A 20,456-nucleotide genomic window follows, 5' to 3' on the forward strand; every position below is an offset into this window, starting at 1 on the left:
AGGCTCCTTTTGGTTGTTCCCTCGGTCGATTACTTTACGGGTAAAACATTACATGCTCTGTAGAAACCCTGTCAAGCACATCTTCCTCCCCCAGCCCCCAACAATTCAAGAGGTGCACACCATAAACCCCGCCATAATAGATACATGACCGACGCACTCTCCCATTTCTCCGCCCCCGTACGCGACTGGTTCCGCGCCACCTTCAGCGCACCCACCGCTGCCCAAGAATGCGCCTGGGAGAGCATCCGCAACGGCAACAACACCCTCATTATTGCCCCCACCGGCTCCGGCAAAACCCTCGCTGCCTTCCTCTGGGCACTCGACGCCCTGCACCGCGAACACGAAGCCGGAACCACAGGCGGCACGCGCATCCTCTACATCTCGCCCCTCAAAGCACTCGGCGCCGATGTTGAACGCAATCTGCGCGCACCGCTGACCGGAATCACACGCCTGAGCGGAAACAACACAGACGAACCGAACATCAGCGTGGGCGTGCGCAGCGGCGACACCCCCGCACGCGAACGCCGCCAGCTCATCAGCAACCCGCCCGATATTCTCATCACCACCCCCGAATCCCTCTACCTCATGCTCACCAGCGCCGCCCGCAACACCCTCGCGGGCGTGACCACCGTGATCGTGGATGAGATTCACAACCTCGCCGCCACCAAACGCGGCGCACACCTGGCGGTCTCCCTCGAACGCCTCGACGCGCTCCTCGAAAAGCCCGCACAGCGCATTGGACTCTCCGCAACCATCGAAAACCCGGAGACAGTCGCCCGGTTCCTCGGCGGCATTCAGCCGGTGACCATCATGAGCCACCCGGGCACCAAAGAATGGGATCTGCGCCTGAGCGTGCCCGTACCCAATATGGCGGCGCTCGGAGGCGCCAACGACTATGGGCAAGGGCTCTACGCATCCTCGGAGGTAACGGGCGGCGGGGGCTCAGAATCTACCGGCTCACCGCGGGGCACAGCACACCCTACCTCTAGCGCAGCAAATACCCCGGCGAGCGTGCCCTACACCCTGGAAGATGCCATTGGCCTATTCCCCGGACAGGAAACCGGTCAAGAAACCGGACAGGCAAACCCGGCGAGAAAGGGCGATAACGCCGCGCCCGAAAATACGCTCACCGTTTCGGAAGAGGTATTGCGAGAAGGGGCGCTGCACGAAAAGGCGTTGCGAGACACAGCCAATAGCGAGCGCCCCGAGACCTCTATCTGGCCGCGTGTGCAGGAGCGCATCGTCGACCATATTGAGAACAACCGTTCTACGATTGTTTTCGTTAACTCGCGCGGACTAGCGGAAAAGCTCACCGCGGCACTCAACGATATTCACCTGCGCCGCGTCCTCGCAAAGCAGGGAATCGACCCCGAAGACTACACGGCAGGCATCTGCGACATCACCGAGGTACCACCGCTCGCCCGCGCACACCACGGCTCCGTATCCAAGGAACAACGCACCCTCATCGAGGAGGCACTCAAGGGCGGAACCCTGCGCTGCGTCGTCGCTACCAGCTCCCTGGAGCTGGGTATCGACATGGGCCACGTGGACCTCGTAATCCAGGTGGCCGCACCTCCCTCAGTCGCCTCCGCACTGCAGCGCGTGGGCCGCGCCGGACACCGCGTGGGGGAAATTTCGCGCGGATTCTTCTACCCCAAGCACCGCGGCGACCTGCTCGGTGCAACCGTCACACTCACCGGAATGCGTAGCGGAACCCTCGAACCGCTCACCATCCCCACCAACCCCCTGGACGTACTCGCACAGCAGACCGTCGCCGCCTGCGCGTTGGGCCCTATTAGCGTGGACTCCTGGTACGAGGCGCTACGCCGCAGCGCACCCTACGCCGAACTGCCGCGCGCCCTCTTCGACTCCGTGCTCGAAATGCTCGCCGGACGCTACCCCTCCGACGAGTTCGCCGAACTGCGCCCACGCATCATCTGGGACCGCACCCCCACCGAGGAGGCGCCCTCCGGCAGTATTGAGGGCCGCCCGGGCGCACAGCGCCTCGCAGTCACCAGCGGCGGCACAATTCCCGACCGCGGGCTCTTCCCCGTCTACCTGGTCAGCGGCGATGAAGAGCGCGGCCCGAAGCGTGTGGGTGAGCTCGACGAGGAAATGGTGTACGAATCCCGCGCCGGCGAGGTTATTACTCTCGGCGCGAGCAGTTGGCGTATTGAAGAAATTACGCACGATGCGGTGCGGGTCTCCCCCGCGCCCGGTCAGCCCGCGCGCCTACCCTTCTGGCACGGCGACCGCATGGGCCGCCCCTACGCCCTGGGCGTGCAGACGGGTGCATTCACGCGCGCGCTCTCCAGCCTGGACGCCATCGATAGCGCCGCCGCCCGCCAGCAGCTCGAACAGCTCGGACTGGACACCTGGGCGGTTGATAACCTGCTCACCTACCTGCGTGAGCAACGCGAATCCACCGGGGCGGTCCCTTCCGACACCCGCATGATCGTGGAACGGCACCGCGACGAACTGGGCGATTGGCGCGTGATCCTACACTCACCGCTCGGCTACGGGGTGCACGCGCCCTGGGCTCTAGCGGTACGCGCCCGCATTGAGGAGCGGTACGGGGTGGATGCCTCCGTCATGGCGAGCGATGACGGCTTGATTCTGCGCCTGCCCGCCATGGAGGATGTGCCACCCAGCGCTGACCTGTTCCTTTTCGACCCGGATGAGCTGGAGGCAATCGTCACTGAAAGCGTGGGCGATTCAGCGCTTTTTGCGTCTCGGTTCCGTGAGAATGCGGCGCGTGCCCTGCTGTTGCCACGCCGTGATCCGGGTAAACGCACCCCCCTGTGGCAGCAGCGTCAGCGCGCTGCGCAGCTGTTGGATGTGGCGCGTAAGTACCCTGACTTTCCGGTGCTTTTGGAGACGGCACGCGAGTGTCTGCAGGATGTCTACGATGTTCCGGCGCTAGTTCAGGTACACCGTTCGTTGCAGTCTCGGGCGGTGTCCATGCTGGAGGTTGAGACAAACGACCCTTCGCCTTTTGCAAGAACTCTACTCTTTGAGTACGTTGCCGAGCACCTCTACGACGGGGATGCGCCCGCCGCCGAACGCCGCGCCGCCGCGCTGTCGCTGGACCCCGCGCTACTGGCTGAGTTGCTGGGGTCGAGCGGTCTGCGTGACCTGCTGGATCCGGCGGTGCTGGTGCAGACTCAGCAGCGTCTGCAGCGCACAGGTGAGCGTTATCGTGCCTACGGTGTGGAGGGCGTGGCGGATCTTTTACGTCAGCTGGGTCCGTTGAGCGCGCAGGAGTTGAGTCTGCGTATGCGGACTGACAGCCTGCAGACTGCGGCGCACGGTTCGCAAGATTTCGGCGAGTCCGAGGACTCTGAACACTACGGCGAGGAGTACGGCGCGCACGCCAGCACGACTGAGGCGCATGCCCTAGCGGAGGAGCTGGTGCGCTCACGCCGCGCGTTCTCGTTCATGGGAGCTGCCGGTAGTTCCGCCGAGCCGCAGCTGTACTATGCGGTGGTTGAGGATGCCGCGCGCCTACGCGATGGACTGGGTATTATGCCCGCCGCAGCGCTTCCTACTGCCCTGTTAGAGCCGGTCGCCGAGCCTTTAGAGGATCTGGTTTCTCGCTATGCGCGCACCCATATTCCCTTTACGGCGCAGCAGGCGGCGGAGCATTTTTCGCGTCTGACCCCGGTGGGTGTGGGTGTGCTGGCTCCGGTGTTGCAGCGTCTTCAGCAGCAGCGCCGTCTGAGCTCTGGTGAGTTCCTGCCCGAGGTGTTGCGTGCCTCCGGGACGGCTGGTGTTGAGTGGGTGGATGCGCAGGTTTTGCGCACGATTCGCGCCAGTTCTCTGGCAGCGTTACGTGAGGAGATTGAGCCGGTATCGGCGCAGGTCTATGGCATTTTCCTACCTTCGTGGCAGAACGTTCGTTCTTTATCTGTGCGGGTTGCGCAGACCCTACCGGAGGCAAGCGCCTACGGTGCATTCATACCCTCCCGCCGCACCGCCGCTGTGGTGGGCGAGAGGGTGGCACCCCTCGGCTCGGCAGCACCCAACCCGATGGCACTCAACCCGGCGGCACACACCCCGATAGCACAGAACGGTGCAGAAAACGGCATCGCTCATGCGGGCCAGGATTCCGCCTCCACCACGGAGGATCTGCTCACCGCCATCGACCAGCTCGCGGGTGTGCGCGTACCGGCTTCTGCACTGGAGACGCTGATTCTTCCAGCACACGTGCCCGGTTACCAGCCGCACATACTGGACGAGGTCATGGCCAGCGGCAGGGTGTTCTTCACCGGTGCCGGTCAGCTCGGCGGGGGTAGCACGCAGAAGTCTGACGGCTGGATTCGCCTGCATTTGAGCGAGAGTTCTTCGCTGACTCTGGGTGAGGACTACCCGGAGCAGCTATTGCGCACGGAGAACCCGGAGCTCTGGGAGGCGCTGCAGGCTCCGGGCACGCTCGAGCACGCCATCTATGAGGCGCTGGCTCACGGCGGCCTGTTCGTGTCGGCACTGCGTGAGCGAGTGGTGCAGCTGATGAGGGCGGCGGCACCTGCTGGTCAGGTAGTGACTTTCCCGGATGCTGCGGAGGTTTCGGTGGCATTGTGGCGCTTGGTGTGGGCTGGTGCGGTGACGAACGATAGTTTCGCACCGGTTCGGGCGATGCTTGCCGGTGTCCGCAGTGCGCATCCGACTCCGGCGGCTGCCGCGCGTCTGTCGCGGGTAGGTCGCCGCGGTGCGGGTCGTATTGCGGCGGCACGCGCCTCCATGGGTAACGGCATGGCGGGCGGTTTCAATGCTGGCAGTTATGGTTCCGGCGGCTACTCTGCGCCTGCCACCGGGCGCGGTCTGCATTCCCTGCGCAACAGTTCCCTCCGCGGCGGGCTCCATACCATCACTCCCACTGTTGCCCCGCAGGATAGCGGTCGCTTTTCACGCGTGGACACGCTGCTACAGGAGCCCGTGGAGGCAACGGTTGCGGCACTCGCACGCGCCGACCTGTTACTGGACCGCTACGGTGTGCTGACTCGCGGATGCTTGCAGGTGGAGGATTCTACCGGCGGGTTCTCGCAACTGTACCGGATTTATTCGGCGGCTGAGGATCGTGCGCTGGTACGTCGCGGCTACTTTATTGAGGGTTTGGGTGCGGCGCAGTTCGCCGCCCCCGCAACCGTGGACCTGCTGCGTTCTACCGCCGATAATCTCAGCGTTCCCACAGGTCCACAGAGTTTTGGTGCGAGCGCCTACACCCCGCAGCGTACAGATACGGAACAGGTGTACGGCACGTTCACGGTGACCCTGTTGGCAGCAACCGACCCGGCGAACCCGTACGGTGCGGCGCTGAGCTGGCCCACGATTCCCTCCTTCGCGCATGAGGGGGCGGGAGTCGTCAAGCACCGCCCGGCACGCAAGGCGGGCGCCTGCGTAGTACTGGTGGACGGCGCACCGGTGCTGTATGTGGAGCGTGGCGCGAAGACCCTGCTGGCTTTTACCACCGACCCGATACTTCTGGAGGCGGCAGCCCCCGCCCTGGCGCGCCTGGTGTCTGCCGTTGGTGCGGAGAAGATTTCGGTGGAGAAGGTCAACGATGTGGAGCTTTTGAACACCCACACACTGGATACATCCCCACCGGGCGCATCTACGCTGGGCATCTCTGGCGGCGAGGTTATGGAGCATCCGCTGGAGGCACTGCGTGCAGCACTGCAGGCGCAGGGTTTCTACGCAACGGTTCGTGGCCTGTCGCTACACCGTTCCATTTAGGCTGAGCAGAACCTCAAACTTAGCATCAGATTGAATTATTTCTCTCACCCTCAACCTGAGCATCATAATGCCCCGCACCCCTCACGGAGGGGGTACGGGGCATTATGTTTCCCTACTCACGAACCGGGTGGTGTTTCCGGAATCCACCACGTCGCAAGCGGCGCGGCGGAGGAATAACCACCCGGATGCCCACGGCATCTTCACCCTGGAGCACATAACCAAACATCGGAGCGGGAAGTCTAGGGCGCTCCCCTAATAGCTTCAGAATTGTCGGCTAGTAGCCACCGGTGAGGGTGTCAACGGCACCCAGGCACAGGTCGATGGCTTCTTCGAGCCCGAGCCCGCGGGAGCGAACGGTACGCTGATCGCGGGGGTTGAGTTGCACAACGTGCAGGGCGAAGTAGTCGACAAGTTGCAGCCAGCCTCCGAGAATGACGCGGGTGCGGTCATTAATCGGCATACCAGTACGTTGAAGCATCCATTCGAGGTAGTCGGTGGGGTTGTTCGGGAAGTCCTCCCCACCGGGGGTGGGGACACCGGCTACAACGAGGAAGTAGGTGCGCAACGCCCTGCGGAGTGCTTCCTCGGGGTTTTCGTGATGCTCGCCAAGAGCCTCAAGGACTGAGTTGGCTTCGCGTCGGGTGACGGCTGCCGCCAGGGAGTCCTTGCCGGGGAAGTAGTGGTAGAGCAGAGCGCGGGTAATGCCTGCATCGCGGGCGATAGCGCTCATGGAGGCACCGAGCACGCCACGTCGAGCGAAATGTTCTGCAGCAATTTTTAGAATTTGCTCTTCGCGTTCGTGCGGGTCCATACGCAGGGCACCGGTGCGAGGCTCCGCATTCTTTTGTGAATGTTCCATACCCTCTCCTATCGCATTTTCCGGTGCTTTGGAATTGTCCGATTGCACCGCTGTAATTTGGGGTTTTCCTTTAATCTGTGCGCCCTTGCGCTGTTTCTGTCCCATTTCGACCCCTTCGTTCGAAATATCGAACTTCTGTTTCTTAATCGTACCGCTTTAAGGGTAATTTCAGTCTTTATTAAGGCTTTTATGACGTAGGTTGCCTAGCTTAGCAGGTCTTTAATTGCTTTACATCTTTTATACTTAGAAAAACCACAGGGGCTAAATTGAGGCTTATTAGTTTCTGATTTGACAGTATTTTCGAAAATACCGCACTTAAACGCTGTTTTTTGCAAAAATAATGCAGTTTTTTTAAATTAAATTCCCGATAATTTCAAGAATTTGTGAAGTTTTCGTTTTTTGTTCCACATATTCACACAAACATTCATGAGTGTCAGACAAAACTGATTCCCCAACCGCACATCAAACCCACGACAATATTTCTGTCTGCCTCATCAGCAGGCAATCCGGTTCAGCTTACCTCGACCCCAGCCCCGCTCAGGTGATAAGGTTCAGGCGGTAGAGTAGAGCCATGCCCACACAGAACACCGCACGTACACAGCCTAACGCACGCCCCGATACACAGCAGAGAATACAGCCCGGTGCCACCTATCAGGCAAAACCGGCACGCCGCACGCATCGCCGCCTACTGACCCCTCCGCTGACTCAGAAAAATGGTATCGACCCGATTCAGTTGACCCTGCCACTCTTTGAGGAGCTCCCCGCCGAGCTCACCCCAAACAATGCAGCTCCGGTAACCATTGCGGATTATCTGGTTGCGCGCTTCTACCCAAACGACCCGCAGATTATTCACGCCCGTTTCAATACCGGTGAGGTGCGTCTGGATGACGGCACGATTCTGAGCAGCGATAGCCCGTACATGCCGGGCGAGCGCATCTGGTACTTCCGTGAGCTTGCCGATGAGCCGCAGCTACCCTCCGATATGCCGGTGCTCTACGAGGATGAGCACGTGCTGGCGATTGATAAGCCGCATTTTCTGCCGACCACCCCGCGCGGCTCCTATATTGCGCAGACCGCGCTAACCAAGCTGCGGGTGCGTGAGCAGAACCCGTTGCTGATTCCAATTCACCGTCTGGACCGCCCAACCGCCGGCGTACTGCTTTTTGCTAAGACGGTTCAGGCGCGCCGCCCTTTCCAGATGATGTTTCAGCATCGTCAGGCGTCGAAGACCTACCGCGCTGTGGCGCCGGTTCCCGCCGATGTTACCGCCGCCGAGCAGGCGTTGAGTACGGAGGGACTGCAGGTGCGTTCGCATATTCAGAAGATTCGTGATCAGCTGCAGGTTCAGCAGCTGTCCGAGCAAGAGTGTGCGGCACAGGGCGTGGAGCCGAATACGCTAACGACCGTAAAGATTCTGCGGACTTTCACCCCGAGCGCGCAGGCTGTTGAGGGGTGGCGTGCCGAACCTGCACTGAACGAAAAACAAGAATGGGCGCTCTATGATTTGGAGCCTCACACCGGTAAGACCCACCAGTTACGGGCGCACCTGAACCTTTTGGGTTCCCCCATTCTGGGCGATGTGCTATACCCGCAGGTGCTGCCCGACACCCCAGACCGTCCCGAGTACCCGTTGCAGCTGCTGGCGTACAGCCTGCACTTTGAACACCCCATCACCGGCGAGCGGGTTGACCTACACAGTGGGCGTTCACTGGCCGCCGCCTAACCCGTTTTTGAGTGGCGTTCACCCCGTTCCCCGCATTGTGTCTTCTCGGCAGGCTCTCGAAAAGGGGTCACACCCGAGAGCCCACCCCACAGTGTTCAGGCGCTCAGAGGGCAAAAGGTGGGATAATTTCAGACGTAATACTTCACCACAACTACAGAGGGTCCATGAAATTCCAGCCGCCTTCCCACAACGAGCAGTCTCTGGAGTCGATTAGCGAGTACGCCCAGCGCACCTCCTCGCAGGCTGCTACCGCAGCCGACAGCGTCACCGACACCTTCGTGCACCGCATCCTCGGTGTTCCCGGCGCCCTCATCGGTTCGGTGCAGGTTCCCGACCCGCGCCCGCTGAGCCAGCGTCTGAGCACTTGGCACTACTGGTGGCAGGCGCACCTGCTGGACTGCATGATTGATGCCGGTCAGCGTCACCTGCGTGAGGGCGATATGACTGCCGCCCAGGAACAGTTGCACCGCGCCCGCGCACTATTGCGCGGCATTAACATGCGTAACTACGGCCGCTTCGCCAACGATTATTTTGACGATATGGCGTGGCTGACCCTCGCGGTGGACCGCATGAACTCCTTCTGCATTGACCTGACCGGCGCTACTGACGTTGCCGCCCAGGACGCTGGCGCAGCTCTTTTTGAGCAGCTAGCAAAGGGCTTCTCATCGGTGGGCGGCATGAGTTGGCGCAAGTCCAAGCGTGATTTTGTAAATGCTGCAGCGACCGCGCCAACCGCTCTGGCGTATGCGCGTGCAGGCGACCCGAAGACTGCCGCCGCACTCATGGACTGGATGAACGAAACCCTCTGGGATGCAGAGCATTCGCTCTATATTGACGGTGTAAACGTGCGCGGCGACAAGTACGAATACGAGCACAGCGAATTCACCTACAACCAGGGAACCGCCCTGGGCGCCCTACTGGGCCTCGCCGCATCCGATGTACCCTGCGAGGTGGACCCGGCAGAACGCGCCGAGCGTCTCATCGTCGGCATCGTCAAGCACATGACCGAAGAGGTAGAATTCCTCTCCGGTATGCGCGGCCGCATCCTCATCTCGCACGGTGACGGCGACGGCGGCCTATTCACCGGCATTCTTGTGCGTTACCTAGGCGTGGCGGCTTCTTCACCACTGCTCAGTGACGAGGCTCAAATACTCGCCTCGACCCTGGTGTACTCGACCGCACGCGCCCTGTGGGAGGGCCGCCGCGAGTTCGACCCCAACCTGCCGATGAACGAGTACGGCATTGACCCGAATGAGATTCGCGGTAAGGCGCTCGTGCAGTTCTCCCCGCGGTTCACCGAGCCGATGAGCAAAGTTGTGAAGCCCGGTGCGCCGGTGGAGCTGTCCACTCAGGTGCAGGCGTGGACTATTTTCGAGACGGCGGCACGCCTGGCACATGCGCGTCACCTCGCCTCCCACGACCTCTAAAAACTACGATTCTTTGCCCCACCCCTCATCTTCTCCGTTCAGCGCAGAAGGTTAGGGGTGGATTCATTGCAGGGGCGTACACACGGGCGTACGGTGAATTTTATGCTTGCTTCAGAATCACAACAGGTCACTGCCAGCCCGAACACTAACACCATTTTCATGGTCTGGAAGTTCAAGGAAGGTATCTCTCAGGACGCGCTCATTGAGGGGTTCCAGAACCTCTGCGGGCTCGTCATTAACCTTAACCACACCGCCGCGAACCGCTACTCGCCCGAGAATGCCAGCATTGTGCTGGGTATCAGCCACAGCGCGTGGCTGGCCCTGGACCTGCCCAAGCCGCTGCCGCAGGAACTCGTGGAGTTCGAGGAGATTCGGGGCCCCAAGCACACCGCAGTGTCTACTCCCGGCGACTTGCACTTCCACATCCGCACGACCCAGCCGTCCGTTGCCTACGATATGGCCTCCGCTATTACCGCGGCGCTACGCGATATTGCTGAGAGCGTGGATGAGGTACACGGCTTCCGCTACTGGGACGGCCGCTCCATTATCGGTTTTGTCGACGGCACCGAAAACCCGCAGACCCCCGCGGCACGCGAATACTTCGGCCTCATCGGTGACAACGACCCCATGTACAAGGGCGGCAGCTACCAGTTCGTTCAGAAGTACATCCATGACATGACCGCGTGGAATGCCCTGCCCGTCTCCGAGCAGGAGAAGGTCATTGGCCGCTCCAAGCACGACGACATCGAGATGAGCGAGGACGAGAAGCCCACCAACTCGCACTCCGCTATTGCCAATATCGGTGACGACTTCAAGGTCATTCGCGATAACATGCCCTTCGGCACCGTGGGCAACAACGAGCTGGGTACCTACTTCATCTGCTACGCCAGCACCTTCTCGACCGTTCAGAAGATGCTCATGAACATGTTCATGGGAGTGGATGGCGCCAACTACGACCGTCTACTGGATTTCAGCACCGCGGTGACTGGCACCCTCTTCTTCGTGCCAACCGTAGATATGCTCGGCGACTTCGCTGGCTAAGATCAGCTACCCTCAGCTGAAATCTCGTGAACTCCGACTCCGGCAAGAGAGGCGGGGTTTTCCGGTAGGCTAGGGTGTAGACATTCAGACGGAAAGCAAACAATCGAGAGAAGAATGAGCGTTCTAGATAACTCTTTCCCCACCGAGGACTTTGGCTTCGCTATCACCAGCCGCCTGGCGGACACCGCATCCCCCAGCGCTGAACGTATAGAAGCCAACGGCGGACAGTTCCGCGGACGCACCGGTGTTATCACCACCCCGCACGGACAGATCCAGACCCCCGCCTTCACCCCCGTGGGCACCAAGGCAACCGTCAAGGCGGTCCTGCCCGAATCCATGAAGGAGCTCGGCGCTCAGGCTCTGCTCTCCAATGCCTACCACCTGTACCTGCAGCCCGGCCCCGAAATCCTCGACGCGGCAGGCGGCCTGGGGGCCTTCATGAACTGGGACGGTCCCACCTTCACCGACTCCGGCGGCTTCCAGGTTATGAGCCTGGGCTCCGGCTTCAAGAAGGTGATCGACATGGGTACGGTCGCGGACGCTAAGGGGGCCGACGGCCGCCCCCTCGGTGACGACGACGTGGCACAGGGCAAGGAACGCCTTGCTCACATTGACGATGACGGCGTGAACTTCAAGTCGCATATTGACGGCTCAATTCACCGTTTTACTCCCGAGGTGTCCATGCAGGTTCAGCACCAGATCGGTGCCGACGTCATGTTCGCCTTCGACGAGCTGACCACCCTCTACAACTCCCGCGGCTACCAGGAGGAGGCGCTCGAACGCACCCGTCTGTGGGCGCTGCGCTGCATCGCTGAGCACCAGCGTCTGACCGCAGAGCGCGTGGGCAAGCCCTACCAGGCACTATTTGGCGTCATTCAGGGTGCACAGTACGAGGACCTGCGCCGCAAGGCATGCCAGGACCTCGGCTCCATGCCCTTCGACGGCTTCGGCATCGGTGGTGCGCTCGAGAAGGAAAACCTCGGAACCATCGTGCGCTGGTGCGCCGAAGAGCTGCCCGAATCCAAGCCCCGCCACTTGCTCGGCATCTCCGAACCCGACGATATCTTCGTCGGCATCGAAAACGGTGTAGACACCTTCGACTGCGTCTCCCCCACCCGCGTGGCACGCAACGCCGCCCTCTACTCCCCCACCGGCCGCTACAACATCACCAACGCGCGCTTCAAGGCGGACTTCTCGCCCATCTACGAGGGCTGCGACTGCTACACCTGCACCCACTACACTCGCGCCTACCTGCGTCACCTTTTCAAGGCGGACGAGCGTCTGGCGGCCACCCTCGCCTCCATCCACAATGAGCGCTTCATCGTGCGCATGGTGGACGACGCCCGCAAAGCCATCAAGGACGGCACCTACTTCGAGTACCGTGACGAGTTCCTCGGCAACTACTACTCCGGCAAGAAGCCCTAAACCCGCTCTTCAACCCGTTTAAGGAGAACCCTATGAGCATCACTCATGTTCCCGATGAGGAGCTTCTCGTCTTCGACCACGAGATCGCAGCCTCGGTCGAGGATATCTTCGGCGCCTACCTGGATCCCGAACTGTTGGTCCGCTGGTACGGCCCTGCCGGCTGGCATGTGCGCCCCACCGACGTTGTGGTGGAGCCCGTCGTCGGCGGTCTGCAGCGTCTGTCCATGATCAACGAGGTTGACCCCTCGGTGTCCTGCATTCTGCAGAGCCGCTTTTTGAGCCTTGAACCGTTCAAGGAGCTCGAATACGCCGAGCAGCTGCCCGACCACCTGGGCAACCCCGGTAGCGTGCTGGTGTACCAGCGTCACCGTTTCTTCCCCGAAACCGTGATTACCGCCGACGGCGTGGGTTCCGGTACCCGCATCGTCATTGAGATTGGACCCATGCCCGCCTCGGTCCACGAGGAGGTGCGCACCACCTGGCGTTCGACCTTCGCCCGCCTGGATGATGTGCTTGCCGCCCGCGCTCGCGGAGAGTTCTAACTCGCACCAGCTCTAATTCTGCCCGGCTGCAAGTGGGAATACTAAAGCGCCGCGTTGACGAATGATTCGTCAACGCGGCGCTTGTGTGTAATACCCATGCCTTGCCGGGTGCGCCTAGCCGGGTGTGAGTCGTAAACTAGTTGGTCAGCTTTACAGTAATGACGGTGCTGCCACCATCCAGGGACACGCACTCGGGGGTTGCACGATCCGCGCCGTCACCCGGCTTCCAGTAGCAGCGCGCCGACATGACGGTACGCTCACCATTCGCCTTATCGGTCACCTCGGCGGGGTTCTGCACCACAAACTGGCGAATCAGCTCACGCGCAAACAGGCAATCCACCGCGCCAGAGGCTACCTGCACGGTCGCATTATGCTTCAGGTAGCCGGTAGCGTCCATACTGCCGCAGCTACCGCCCGCAGACTGAACGTCCGAGCTGGATAGACTCGCGGTGCTCGACGCCTTCGCCACTTCACTCGCCGAAATATTCGCCTTAGCCGATGCCGCCGCGTTCGCCTGAGCAGTCATTACCGGGCTTACGGTAGTGATGGTTCCGGGGCTCACGGTAGCCGCCGCGGTGGGGGTGTGCACAGTACCGGCAGTCGGAGTGCTTTCAGTGACCGTTGCGGTGCGAGTGAGGCTGGGGGTCGCCTTCGCGCTCGTAGCACTGGGGCTAGGGATTCCGGTGGCGCTCGGGGAGGCGGTGGTGGCGGCACCGGAGCATGCCGACATCGTCAGCAGCAGCGTGGCACCGAGTGCTACGGGACTGTAGGTGCGGAGCGTAGTAGAACGAGCCTGGGTAGAAGTCTGGGTAGCGTAATTCTGTGCCGGGTGCATAGTGACCTTTCTGCGTCATCGGTTCGGGTTCCTAACCAGTATTCTAAAGACGCTACCTGTGAGCTAGCTATACGGTATCTTAGAAACCCGCAGGATGACCCCTCTAGGGTACAGCGGGAAAAGGCAATAAGAGGGGCTCCCCGGTATTGCGGGGAGCCCCTCTTAGCAAGTCACAAATCAATGACAGCTCATTGTCTCTGATGCGGACGCGAGCGCATAGCCTTCGCGCCTGCCACCGACCGCAATAGTACGACCGTTCCCGTCATGGCAGGTCATCGAGCCAGTCTCAATCTCGCCTAAGCAGGTCAGTTGCTTGCCCTCAGTAACGGGCAAGATCACCACATTCAAGGCGTTCATTCTCTTCGTGTTTGCGGTGGTGGTGACGTACTCGGTCATCAGGTCCAGGACGTGGGCGCAGTCCACGGTACCGCGCAGCACCATGATTTCCGCACCGGTCTTCAGGTAGCCCTTGCGGCCAATGTGTCCGCAGCGATCACCGGCGGCGGCGCATCCGGTGGCACGCATCGTGCGGCGACCTCATCCGGCGGGGTCTCACTGAGCGTGGTAAAACGACATTGTTATCTCTCCCGGGAATACCTTTTGCTCCCTTTGCAGAAGGTCTTTAAAACATACGTTTATCCCCGTTCAATACCATTCTATTACAGCGGAGCACCCTCTACTTCTCCGGCAGGTAGGAGCTCAGCAGTTCACGCTGCTCGGGGGTCAGTCGAGTCAGTCGCCCCGCAATGGAGTCCCAGAATGCCAGCACGGTAAAAGCACGCACACATTCACCGCCGTCCACCGGGGAGAGAATCGAGTAGCCAATACGCACAGATGCGGCACTGACCTTCTCCACGCTCAGGCGTACCGGCACCTGCTCACCGGTATAGGGCAGCTGAGCCAGGTAGCGGATGCTGTGCTCGGCAATGAGCGCCTGCACGCCCTCGGTAACCAAGTCAAAAAGCGGAATCGGAGGCTGCGGTGCCACGGTAGGCTTCTGCCCGGAGGACGGCGGCGGACCGAAGAGCGCCACACGGGCTTCTTCCATGACCGAGAGGATGGCAACGTTGTTGACGTGCCCGTAGGCGTCCATATCGCCCCAGCGGGCGGGTACGTACACCAACAATTCGTCGGTGGTGCCAGCTTCAGAGGTGGGAATCTTTTCGGGGGTATTTTCGCGTTTCTTTTCGTGGCTTTGCATGGTTTTAACTCTACCCCCCCCCGCCGCCGTGAAGGGGGTATTCGTACGAATCTGCAAGGTACAGCAAATGAATCAGCTGATGATAATTCGGGTACTAGAAATATATTTGGTGGGTTAAAGCGATGAGGCTCGAAAGCTACGATGCTTTCGAGCCTCATCCAACACACAGACATTTGAACGCATACAAGATCATACGGTTCACTGTCTATGATAGACCCGCTCTGAGGGTCAACGGCATTTTTACGGTTTTATTACGAGCAATTCCAGAGATTTTCCGTATTTTTCGTTTATTGCCTTCTTGGAGTCTCAGCAGTCTCCAACACAAGCCTTCCCGGCAGCTACAGAACCTTAACGGCCCAGCTTTGCCGCAGTCTCCAGAGCATGATCAGCGTCATACTTCATGGCGTCGTACTCGGCAGTTGCCTGCTGAGCCTCCACGAAGGTCTGCTCATCAATCACGTGAGTGTGGCGAATACGAGCGAAGTACAGCAGGCTCAGCACCACAAAATACCCCACGCCCACGATCGCCGGAACCATGGAACCACGCACCATGAAGAGCGCAATCCACACCGCGAAGAGCAGCAGAACACCGAGCGCCGCGGTGAACTGGCCACCCCACAGGCGGAAACCATCAGTTACTGGCTCAACACGCTTGTACACGATGTAAGCGAAAAGAATCAGAACCCACACGGTCAGCGCGCACACCATAATCACAAAAATCATGGAGAGGAACGCTTCCTTTGGGCTGTACAGAGCCAGCAGAATAGCAATCACCATACCGCTGGTTGACAGCCATACCGAACGAGCCGGAACGCCAGCACGGTTCACCTGAGCCAGCTGACGAGGCGCCATGCCGTCAGCCGCCAACGAGTGCATCAGACGCGCACCCGCGTACAGGTTCGCATTCGCACTCGACAGCGCTGCAATCAGCACCACAAAGTTCACAAAGTGCGCCACACCGTGCACACCCAGCTGCTCAAAGACCAGAACAAACGGGGAAGCTTCCACCGCATCGCCCAGACCGGACGCCGAACGCCAGGGAATAACAGCCACAACAATCAGAACTGCCAATACGTAGAAGGTTGCCAGTCGGATCATCATCGCCTTCGCTGCGGAACGCACCGAACGAGAAGGATCCTTCGCTTCCGCAGCGGAGATCGAGATCATCTCAATACCACCGAAGGAGAACATCACAACAGCCAGCGACAGCCACACCGACTGGGGGCCATTCGGCATAAAACCGCCGTCGTTGAAGAGGTTCGCGGTACCCACCGCAGCGTGACCGGGCAGACCGAAGAAAATCAGGCACAGGCCCACCAGCAGGAAGGCAACAATCGAAATGACCTTAATGGACGAGAGGAAAAACTCCAGCATGCCGAAAGACTTCACACTCGTCAGGTTCAGCACAATCAGCGCCACGCCAAACACAGCAATACCAGCCCACAGCGGCAACTGCGGCCACCAATAATTCAGGTAGGTAGCCACCGATACTAGCTCAACACCGGCAATCAGAACAGTCGCCGTCCAGTAGGCAATGCGAGTCAAAAAGCCCGCGAAGGGGCCCAAGTAGCGGGTAGCAATAGTACCGAAACCGCCACGGACAGGGTAGCGAACCGCCATTTCACCGGTTGCCGCACCAATCACCGAAGCAAGCGCAGAACCAATAGCGTAGGTGAGAATGACCGCAGGACCAGCCATCGCAATGGCGGTGCCCGATCCCAAGAAGAGGCCCGTACCGAGCGCAGAACCCATCACGATCATGGTCATCTGTCCGTGGGACAGAGAACGCTTCAGGGTGCGTGATCCGGCGGTCCCCGCTGCAGCGTGGCTGCGGGTATCGTCGTTGTGGGACACGAAGGTGCCTTCCGTCAGTACGCCTTAAGGGGCGTGATGTGCAATGTGTGCTCGCACCCGACTTCTGCAGCTTCTAGTCTCGTTGACGGGTACGAATAGTTAACTATTCTACGGGCACACTCCCATCGCTCAGAACGTCACCGTCTAGAGCACACAAGCGAAAGGCACCGAACGGGGGTACTCCCCCATCCGGTGTCTTTTATGTTTTAGCCTCGCGAGGCTTTCACGCTATTTAATTTAATGCTGCGCCGCGCTGGTGTCCTCGTCGGCGTGCATAGCGTCCAGATCGGGGCGCTCATAACCGCCCTGAACCTTCGAGGAGATGGTGTAGCCAATAGAAATCAGCACAAAGAAGACGATACCGACCATGATGGATTCCTGAACGCCCGAGCCGGGCAGCATGAACATTGCCGCCAGGGTTGCCAGAACACCCGCCAGAGCCAGACCTGCGGTGACGCGGCCACCCAGCACGGTGAAGGAGGAAGCATCCTTCTGATCCTTCTTGTACGCCTGGTAGGTCAACAGAATCATGACCCACACAACCAGGATGCACAGGGTCACCAGCGCCATGAGCAGCGCAAAGATATCGCCAATCTTGGCAACAGCCATCACGGTCGCTACGACAACGCCGGTGAAGGAGATGAGCAGAGCCACCACCGGCACGCCGCGCGAGGAGGTGCGTGCAGCCACTGCAGGAGCCATACGGTCAGAGCCCAGGGCATGCAACAGGCGGGTTGCCGCGTACAGGGAGGCGTTAGCGCCAGAGAGCGCAGCAACGAGTACCACAAAGTTCATGATGTCCGCCGCGAAGGGGATACCCAGTTCAGAGAAGACGAGCACGAACGGCGACTCGGTCAGCGCCGAGTTCTGTGCGGCGGTCTGCCAGGGCACCAGGCACAGAATAATTGCCATAGACACCACGTAGAAGGTGGACAGGCGCCAAATCATGGCCTTCACGCTGGTTGCCACCGAGCGTGCTGGGTCTTTCGCCTCCGCTGCGGAGAGAGAAATCATTTCCACACCACCGAAGGAGAACATGACAACAGCCATCGAAATCCAGATGGAGGCCGGGCCGTTGGGCAGGAAGCCACCGTCATTCACGAGGTTTGCGGTACCCGCCGCGGCGTGGCCGGGCAGGCCCACGAACACCAGCAGTACACCAATCACCATAAACACGATGACGGCAGAAACCTTAATCGAAGAGAGCATGAACTCCAGGGCACCGAAGGACTTCACGCTCACCAGGTTCAGCACCAGAATAATTGCCCCGAAGAGAACGACGAATACGGCCAGGGGAACATCCGGGAACCAGTACGCCATGTAGTGGCCAACCGCCACCAGCTCAGCACCAGCCAGCGGCACGGTGCATGCCCAATATGCCCAGCGAGTCAGATAGCCGCTAAAGGGGTTCAGGTATCGGCTCGCAATGGTGCCGAAACCGCCCTGGACGGGGTGACGCACAGACATTTCACCCGCACACGCAGCAATGGTTGCCGCAATCATCGCACCAATAGCGTAAGAGACGATTGCACCGGGGCCCGCAATTTTAATGGCTGAGGAGGACCCCAGGAACAGGCCCGTACCCAGCGCCAAGCCCATTGCAATCATGGTCAACTGGCCGTGGGAGAGGGAACGATTCAATGAGTCGTTCTTCTCCGACTGCTCGGGGGTATTCCCCTGCAGTTTAGACATAACGTATCTCTTTCTTAGACATGCTGTGTATTGAATAAAGCTGAAATGGCAACGCCGCCCAGGCATTAGGCCGGGCGGCTCTGCACATCAGCTATAAGGAGGTTAGCTTACGCCACGTACTCGAGTTCGTGACGCTTGAACCAACCAATAATCGGGTAGCTGATCGGCATGAGGAGCACCTCGACCAGGCACTTGTAGATATAGCCAATCAGTACGTAGTTGATGAATGCTTCCGCGGTATCGATGCCGAGCACCGGTGCCGCGATGGAGCAGAAGATGAGGGTGTCGAGTAGCTCACCAACCAGGGTGGAGACAATCATGCGTAGCCACAGGAAACGGCCTTTGCATGCCTTCTTCATTGCCACCATGACCCAGGCGTTCAGGGTCTGACCGAAGAGGTAACCGAGCAGAGAGCCCGCAAAAATCTGCCAGACCGGGCCAAGAACCTGCGCGAATGCCTCCTGGCCGGTGTAGAAGCTCGCAGCGGGCAGGTGCACGATCAGCAAGAAGCATAGGGCAGCAAAAGCAGCCGAGCTGAAGGACGCCACAATCGCGCGGCGGGCACGCTTGAAGCCGTACACCTCAGAAAGAAGGTCGCCAATCACGTAAGCGAGCGGGAAGAGAAAGAAACCACCATCGGTGACAATGGTCGAACCAATCAGAGGCAGTTCGAAGGGTAGCGGACCGAACTCCACACCCTTGGTTGCACCAATATTCGAGATGATTAGGATGACACAGGATGCGCCCAGCAGCAGATCAAAGTAGCCGCGGCGACCAGCCCAGGGCACCGTAACGGTGCTCGCCTGAGCCTTAGATTCGCTAACGGGTTTAGCCATTACTTTCCCCAAGTCTTTCTTCATGCGATGTGTTTCTTCACGTAAGGTACGAGCCTTCACGCGTGGTGGTAAGCCTGCAATGCAGGGCAGGGTTCACCAGCTCGTCTGCCACCCGAGCCTATCTAATAGTACATATATGCCGTGCCGGCGGCAGGTTTATGGGCTTCGTTCAAGAGTGTGGACGCTATATGCGCCCGGCTATCCGGTGTGGGGTGCTTGCGGAGCCGCCTTATCCCGGCGGAGGCGGAACCCTCACACCTACACAATGGAGGTATGAAGAGTCTGAGCCGCAGATTTCGTCACAGCGGAGTTCACCGTACCGGTGCTCACCATACCGGGCCGGTGGCGTCCCCACTGGGGGCTGGGCGTACTTTACGCGCCTCGGTGCGCCGCTTGGTTCGGGGCTCTATACGGCGAGCGCGGAGGTGGCGGCACCGTAACCAGCGGCAGCTGAATGCGCATATTCCGCGTCTGCATCCGTTTTTTTGACTATGCGGCGCGCGCAAATTTCTTGGTGACACATTTAATCAATTCGTCATTTACTGACGGTTTGGGGTAGAGTGTCACTATGCCTCGTATCTCTGCAGCAACCAACGCCGCCCAGCGTGAGAACACCAAGCGTGCCATTCTCGACTCCTTCGGCGAGATCCTCTACACCCGCGGCCTGCCCGGCCTGACCATGACCGACGTCGCCAAGAACGCCGGTATCGGTCGCACCGCGGTCTACAACTACTTCGCTGACATGGGCGAACTGCTGGTCGCCTACGCCCTGGACGAGACTGAACGCTTCCTCAACGAGCTGCGCGTCGGCCTGGATGGTATCGAGAACCCGATTGACCAGCTCGCGGTCTACGTTCGCCTGCAGATCAACGATTTGGCGCGCCGTCACCTGCCTCCGGGCCCGGCGATGCGTTCCATGCTTTCCCCCGAGTCCTATGCGAAGCTCGGCAAGCACGTGCACGAGCTGCAGATGGTGTTGGCGCATATTCTTTCTGCCGCCATTGCTGAGAACTACATTCCGAAGAACGATATTCGTGAACTGGCGATGCTCGTGCACGGTTCCCTCTCCTCAAGTGCGGGCCGTGCGGAGGACGCGCCGGATGAGGAGACTCGTGAACGCCAGATTCTGAGCACAATTCGTTTTATTCAGATGGGTTTGGGTGCCCGTTTTGATGCTCAGGGTGCCCCAGTTCGCTTGGATTCTCAGGAGTCCCTGCCAGAGCAATCGCCTGTGCAGGAGGTAAACCTGAAGGTTGCTTCCTAAGGGTTTAGCGGGCTGAATAGCTAC

The 20,456-nt window shown here is 60.0% G+C and carries 14 protein-coding genes; 7 read left to right on the plus strand and 7 right to left on the minus strand.

The annotated features are described in order from the left end of the window. Positions 1-144: 144 nt before the first annotated feature. A complete protein-coding gene (locus QFX07_RS07650) occupies positions 145-5,733 on the plus strand; it encodes a DEAD/DEAH box helicase (RefSeq protein ID WP_279755171.1) in 5,589 nt (1,862 codons plus the stop codon). A gap of 274 nt (positions 5,734-6,007) precedes the next feature. Here QFX07_RS07650 and QFX07_RS07655 read toward each other — a convergent pair whose 3' ends face one another. Beyond that, the gene (locus QFX07_RS07655; protein ID WP_279742202.1) at positions 6,008-6,592 is read right to left on the minus strand and encodes a TetR/AcrR family transcriptional regulator; all 585 of its coding nucleotides are present in this window, start codon (positions 6,590-6,592) and stop codon (positions 6,008-6,010) included. Positions 6,593-7,163: 571 nt separating this feature from the next. On the opposite strand from QFX07_RS07655, the gene QFX07_RS07660 reads away from it, so the two are divergent. From QFX07_RS07660 to QFX07_RS07680, 5 genes are all read left to right on the plus strand, one after another. Further along, positions 7,164-8,315 (plus strand): pseudouridine synthase, encoded by a 1,152-nt coding sequence (locus QFX07_RS07660; protein WP_279755170.1) that lies wholly within the window; start codon positions 7,164-7,166, stop codon positions 8,313-8,315. 164 nt (positions 8,316-8,479) lie between these two features. Further along, positions 8,480-9,742 carry a glycoside hydrolase family 76 protein gene (locus tag QFX07_RS07665; RefSeq protein WP_279755169.1) on the plus strand — a complete coding sequence of 421 codons (1,263 nt, stop codon included), beginning with the start codon at positions 8,480-8,482 and terminating at the stop codon, positions 9,740-9,742. 102 nt (positions 9,743-9,844) lie between these two features. Further along, positions 9,845-10,783: a Dyp-type peroxidase gene (locus tag QFX07_RS07670; RefSeq protein ID WP_279755168.1), complete on the plus strand. Its 939-nt coding sequence runs from the start codon at positions 9,845-9,847 to the stop codon at positions 10,781-10,783. Positions 10,784-10,897: 114 nt separating this feature from the next. Next, a complete protein-coding gene (gene tgt / locus QFX07_RS07675; protein WP_279755167.1) occupies positions 10,898-12,208 on the plus strand; it encodes a tRNA guanosine(34) transglycosylase Tgt in 1,311 nt (436 codons plus the stop codon). Positions 12,209-12,240: 32 nt separating this feature from the next. Continuing rightward, positions 12,241-12,750, plus strand: coding sequence for an SRPBCC family protein (locus QFX07_RS07680; RefSeq protein ID WP_279755166.1), 510 nt, complete (start codon positions 12,241-12,243; stop codon positions 12,748-12,750). A 136-nt stretch (positions 12,751-12,886) separates the two neighbouring features. Here the strand turns inward: QFX07_RS07680 and QFX07_RS07685 are convergent, their stop codons facing one another. The 6 genes from QFX07_RS07685 to QFX07_RS07710 form a co-directional block, all read right to left on the minus strand. Further along, the gene (locus tag QFX07_RS07685; protein ID WP_279755165.1) at positions 12,887-13,585 is read right to left on the minus strand and encodes a hypothetical protein; all 699 of its coding nucleotides are present in this window, start codon (positions 13,583-13,585) and stop codon (positions 12,887-12,889) included. 177 nt (positions 13,586-13,762) lie between these two features. Beyond that, positions 13,763-14,110 carry a hypothetical protein gene (locus tag QFX07_RS07690; RefSeq protein ID WP_279755164.1) on the minus strand — a complete coding sequence of 116 codons (348 nt, stop codon included), beginning with the start codon at positions 14,108-14,110 and terminating at the stop codon, positions 13,763-13,765. A 151-nt stretch (positions 14,111-14,261) separates the two neighbouring features. Continuing rightward, entirely contained in the window at positions 14,262-14,786 is a 525-nt protein-coding gene (locus QFX07_RS07695; RefSeq protein ID WP_279755163.1) for an acyl-CoA thioesterase, read from the minus strand. Positions 14,787-15,134: 348 nt separating this feature from the next. Beyond that, positions 15,135-16,640: an amino acid permease gene (locus QFX07_RS07700; protein ID WP_279755162.1), complete on the minus strand. Its 1,506-nt coding sequence runs from the start codon at positions 16,638-16,640 to the stop codon at positions 15,135-15,137. Positions 16,641-16,877: 237 nt separating this feature from the next. Further along, positions 16,878-18,332 carry an amino acid permease gene (locus tag QFX07_RS07705; protein ID WP_279742211.1) on the minus strand — a complete coding sequence of 485 codons (1,455 nt, stop codon included), beginning with the start codon at positions 18,330-18,332 and terminating at the stop codon, positions 16,878-16,880. 107 nt (positions 18,333-18,439) lie between these two features. Further along, complete coding sequence (locus QFX07_RS07710) at positions 18,440-19,168, minus strand: queuosine precursor transporter (RefSeq protein WP_279755161.1); 729 nt, start codon at positions 19,166-19,168, stop codon at positions 18,440-18,442. A gap of 568 nt (positions 19,169-19,736) precedes the next feature. Here QFX07_RS07710 and QFX07_RS07715 point away from each other — a divergent pair. Next, on the plus strand, positions 19,737-20,432 hold the full coding sequence (locus tag QFX07_RS07715) for a TetR/AcrR family transcriptional regulator (RefSeq protein ID WP_279742213.1): 696 nt from the start codon (positions 19,737-19,739) through the stop codon (positions 20,430-20,432). Positions 20,433-20,456: the final 24 nt, after the last annotated feature.

Source organism: Rothia similimucilaginosa (assembly GCF_029850985.2).
Taxonomy (GTDB): Bacteria; Actinomycetota; Actinomycetes; order Actinomycetales; family Micrococcaceae; genus Rothia.

What these genes read in the sequence shown, in the direction of transcription:
- QFX07_RS07655 (WP_279742202.1), bottom strand. Translation starts at nt 6,592, where the DNA reads ATGGAACATTCACAAAAGAATGCGGAGCCTCGCACCGGTGCCCTGCGT.
- QFX07_RS07670 (WP_279755168.1), top strand. Translation starts at nt 9,845, where the DNA reads ATGCTTGCTTCAGAATCACAACAGGTCACTGCCAGCCCGAACACTAAC.
- QFX07_RS07665 (WP_279755169.1), top strand. Translation starts at nt 8,480, where the DNA reads ATGAAATTCCAGCCGCCTTCCCACAACGAGCAGTCTCTGGAGTCGATT.
- QFX07_RS07710 (WP_279755161.1), bottom strand. Translation starts at nt 19,168, where the DNA reads ATGGCTAAACCCGTTAGCGAATCTAAGGCTCAGGCGAGCACCGTTACG.
- QFX07_RS07685 (WP_279755165.1), bottom strand. Translation starts at nt 13,585, where the DNA reads ATGCACCCGGCACAGAATTACGCTACCCAGACTTCTACCCAGGCTCGT.
- tgt (WP_279755167.1), top strand. Translation starts at nt 10,898, where the DNA reads ATGAGCGTTCTAGATAACTCTTTCCCCACCGAGGACTTTGGCTTCGCT.
- QFX07_RS07660 (WP_279755170.1), top strand. Translation starts at nt 7,164, where the DNA reads ATGCCCACACAGAACACCGCACGTACACAGCCTAACGCACGCCCCGAT.
- QFX07_RS07680 (WP_279755166.1), top strand. Translation starts at nt 12,241, where the DNA reads ATGAGCATCACTCATGTTCCCGATGAGGAGCTTCTCGTCTTCGACCAC.
- QFX07_RS07690 (WP_279755164.1), bottom strand. Translation starts at nt 14,110, where the DNA reads ATGCGTGCCACCGGATGCGCCGCCGCCGGTGATCGCTGCGGACACATT.
- QFX07_RS07705 (WP_279742211.1), bottom strand. Translation starts at nt 18,332, where the DNA reads ATGTCTAAACTGCAGGGGAATACCCCCGAGCAGTCGGAGAAGAACGAC.
- QFX07_RS07715 (WP_279742213.1), top strand. Translation starts at nt 19,737, where the DNA reads ATGCCTCGTATCTCTGCAGCAACCAACGCCGCCCAGCGTGAGAACACC.
- QFX07_RS07650 (WP_279755171.1), top strand. Translation starts at nt 145, where the DNA reads ATGACCGACGCACTCTCCCATTTCTCCGCCCCCGTACGCGACTGGTTC.
- QFX07_RS07695 (WP_279755163.1), bottom strand. Translation starts at nt 14,786, where the DNA reads ATGCAAAGCCACGAAAAGAAACGCGAAAATACCCCCGAAAAGATTCCC.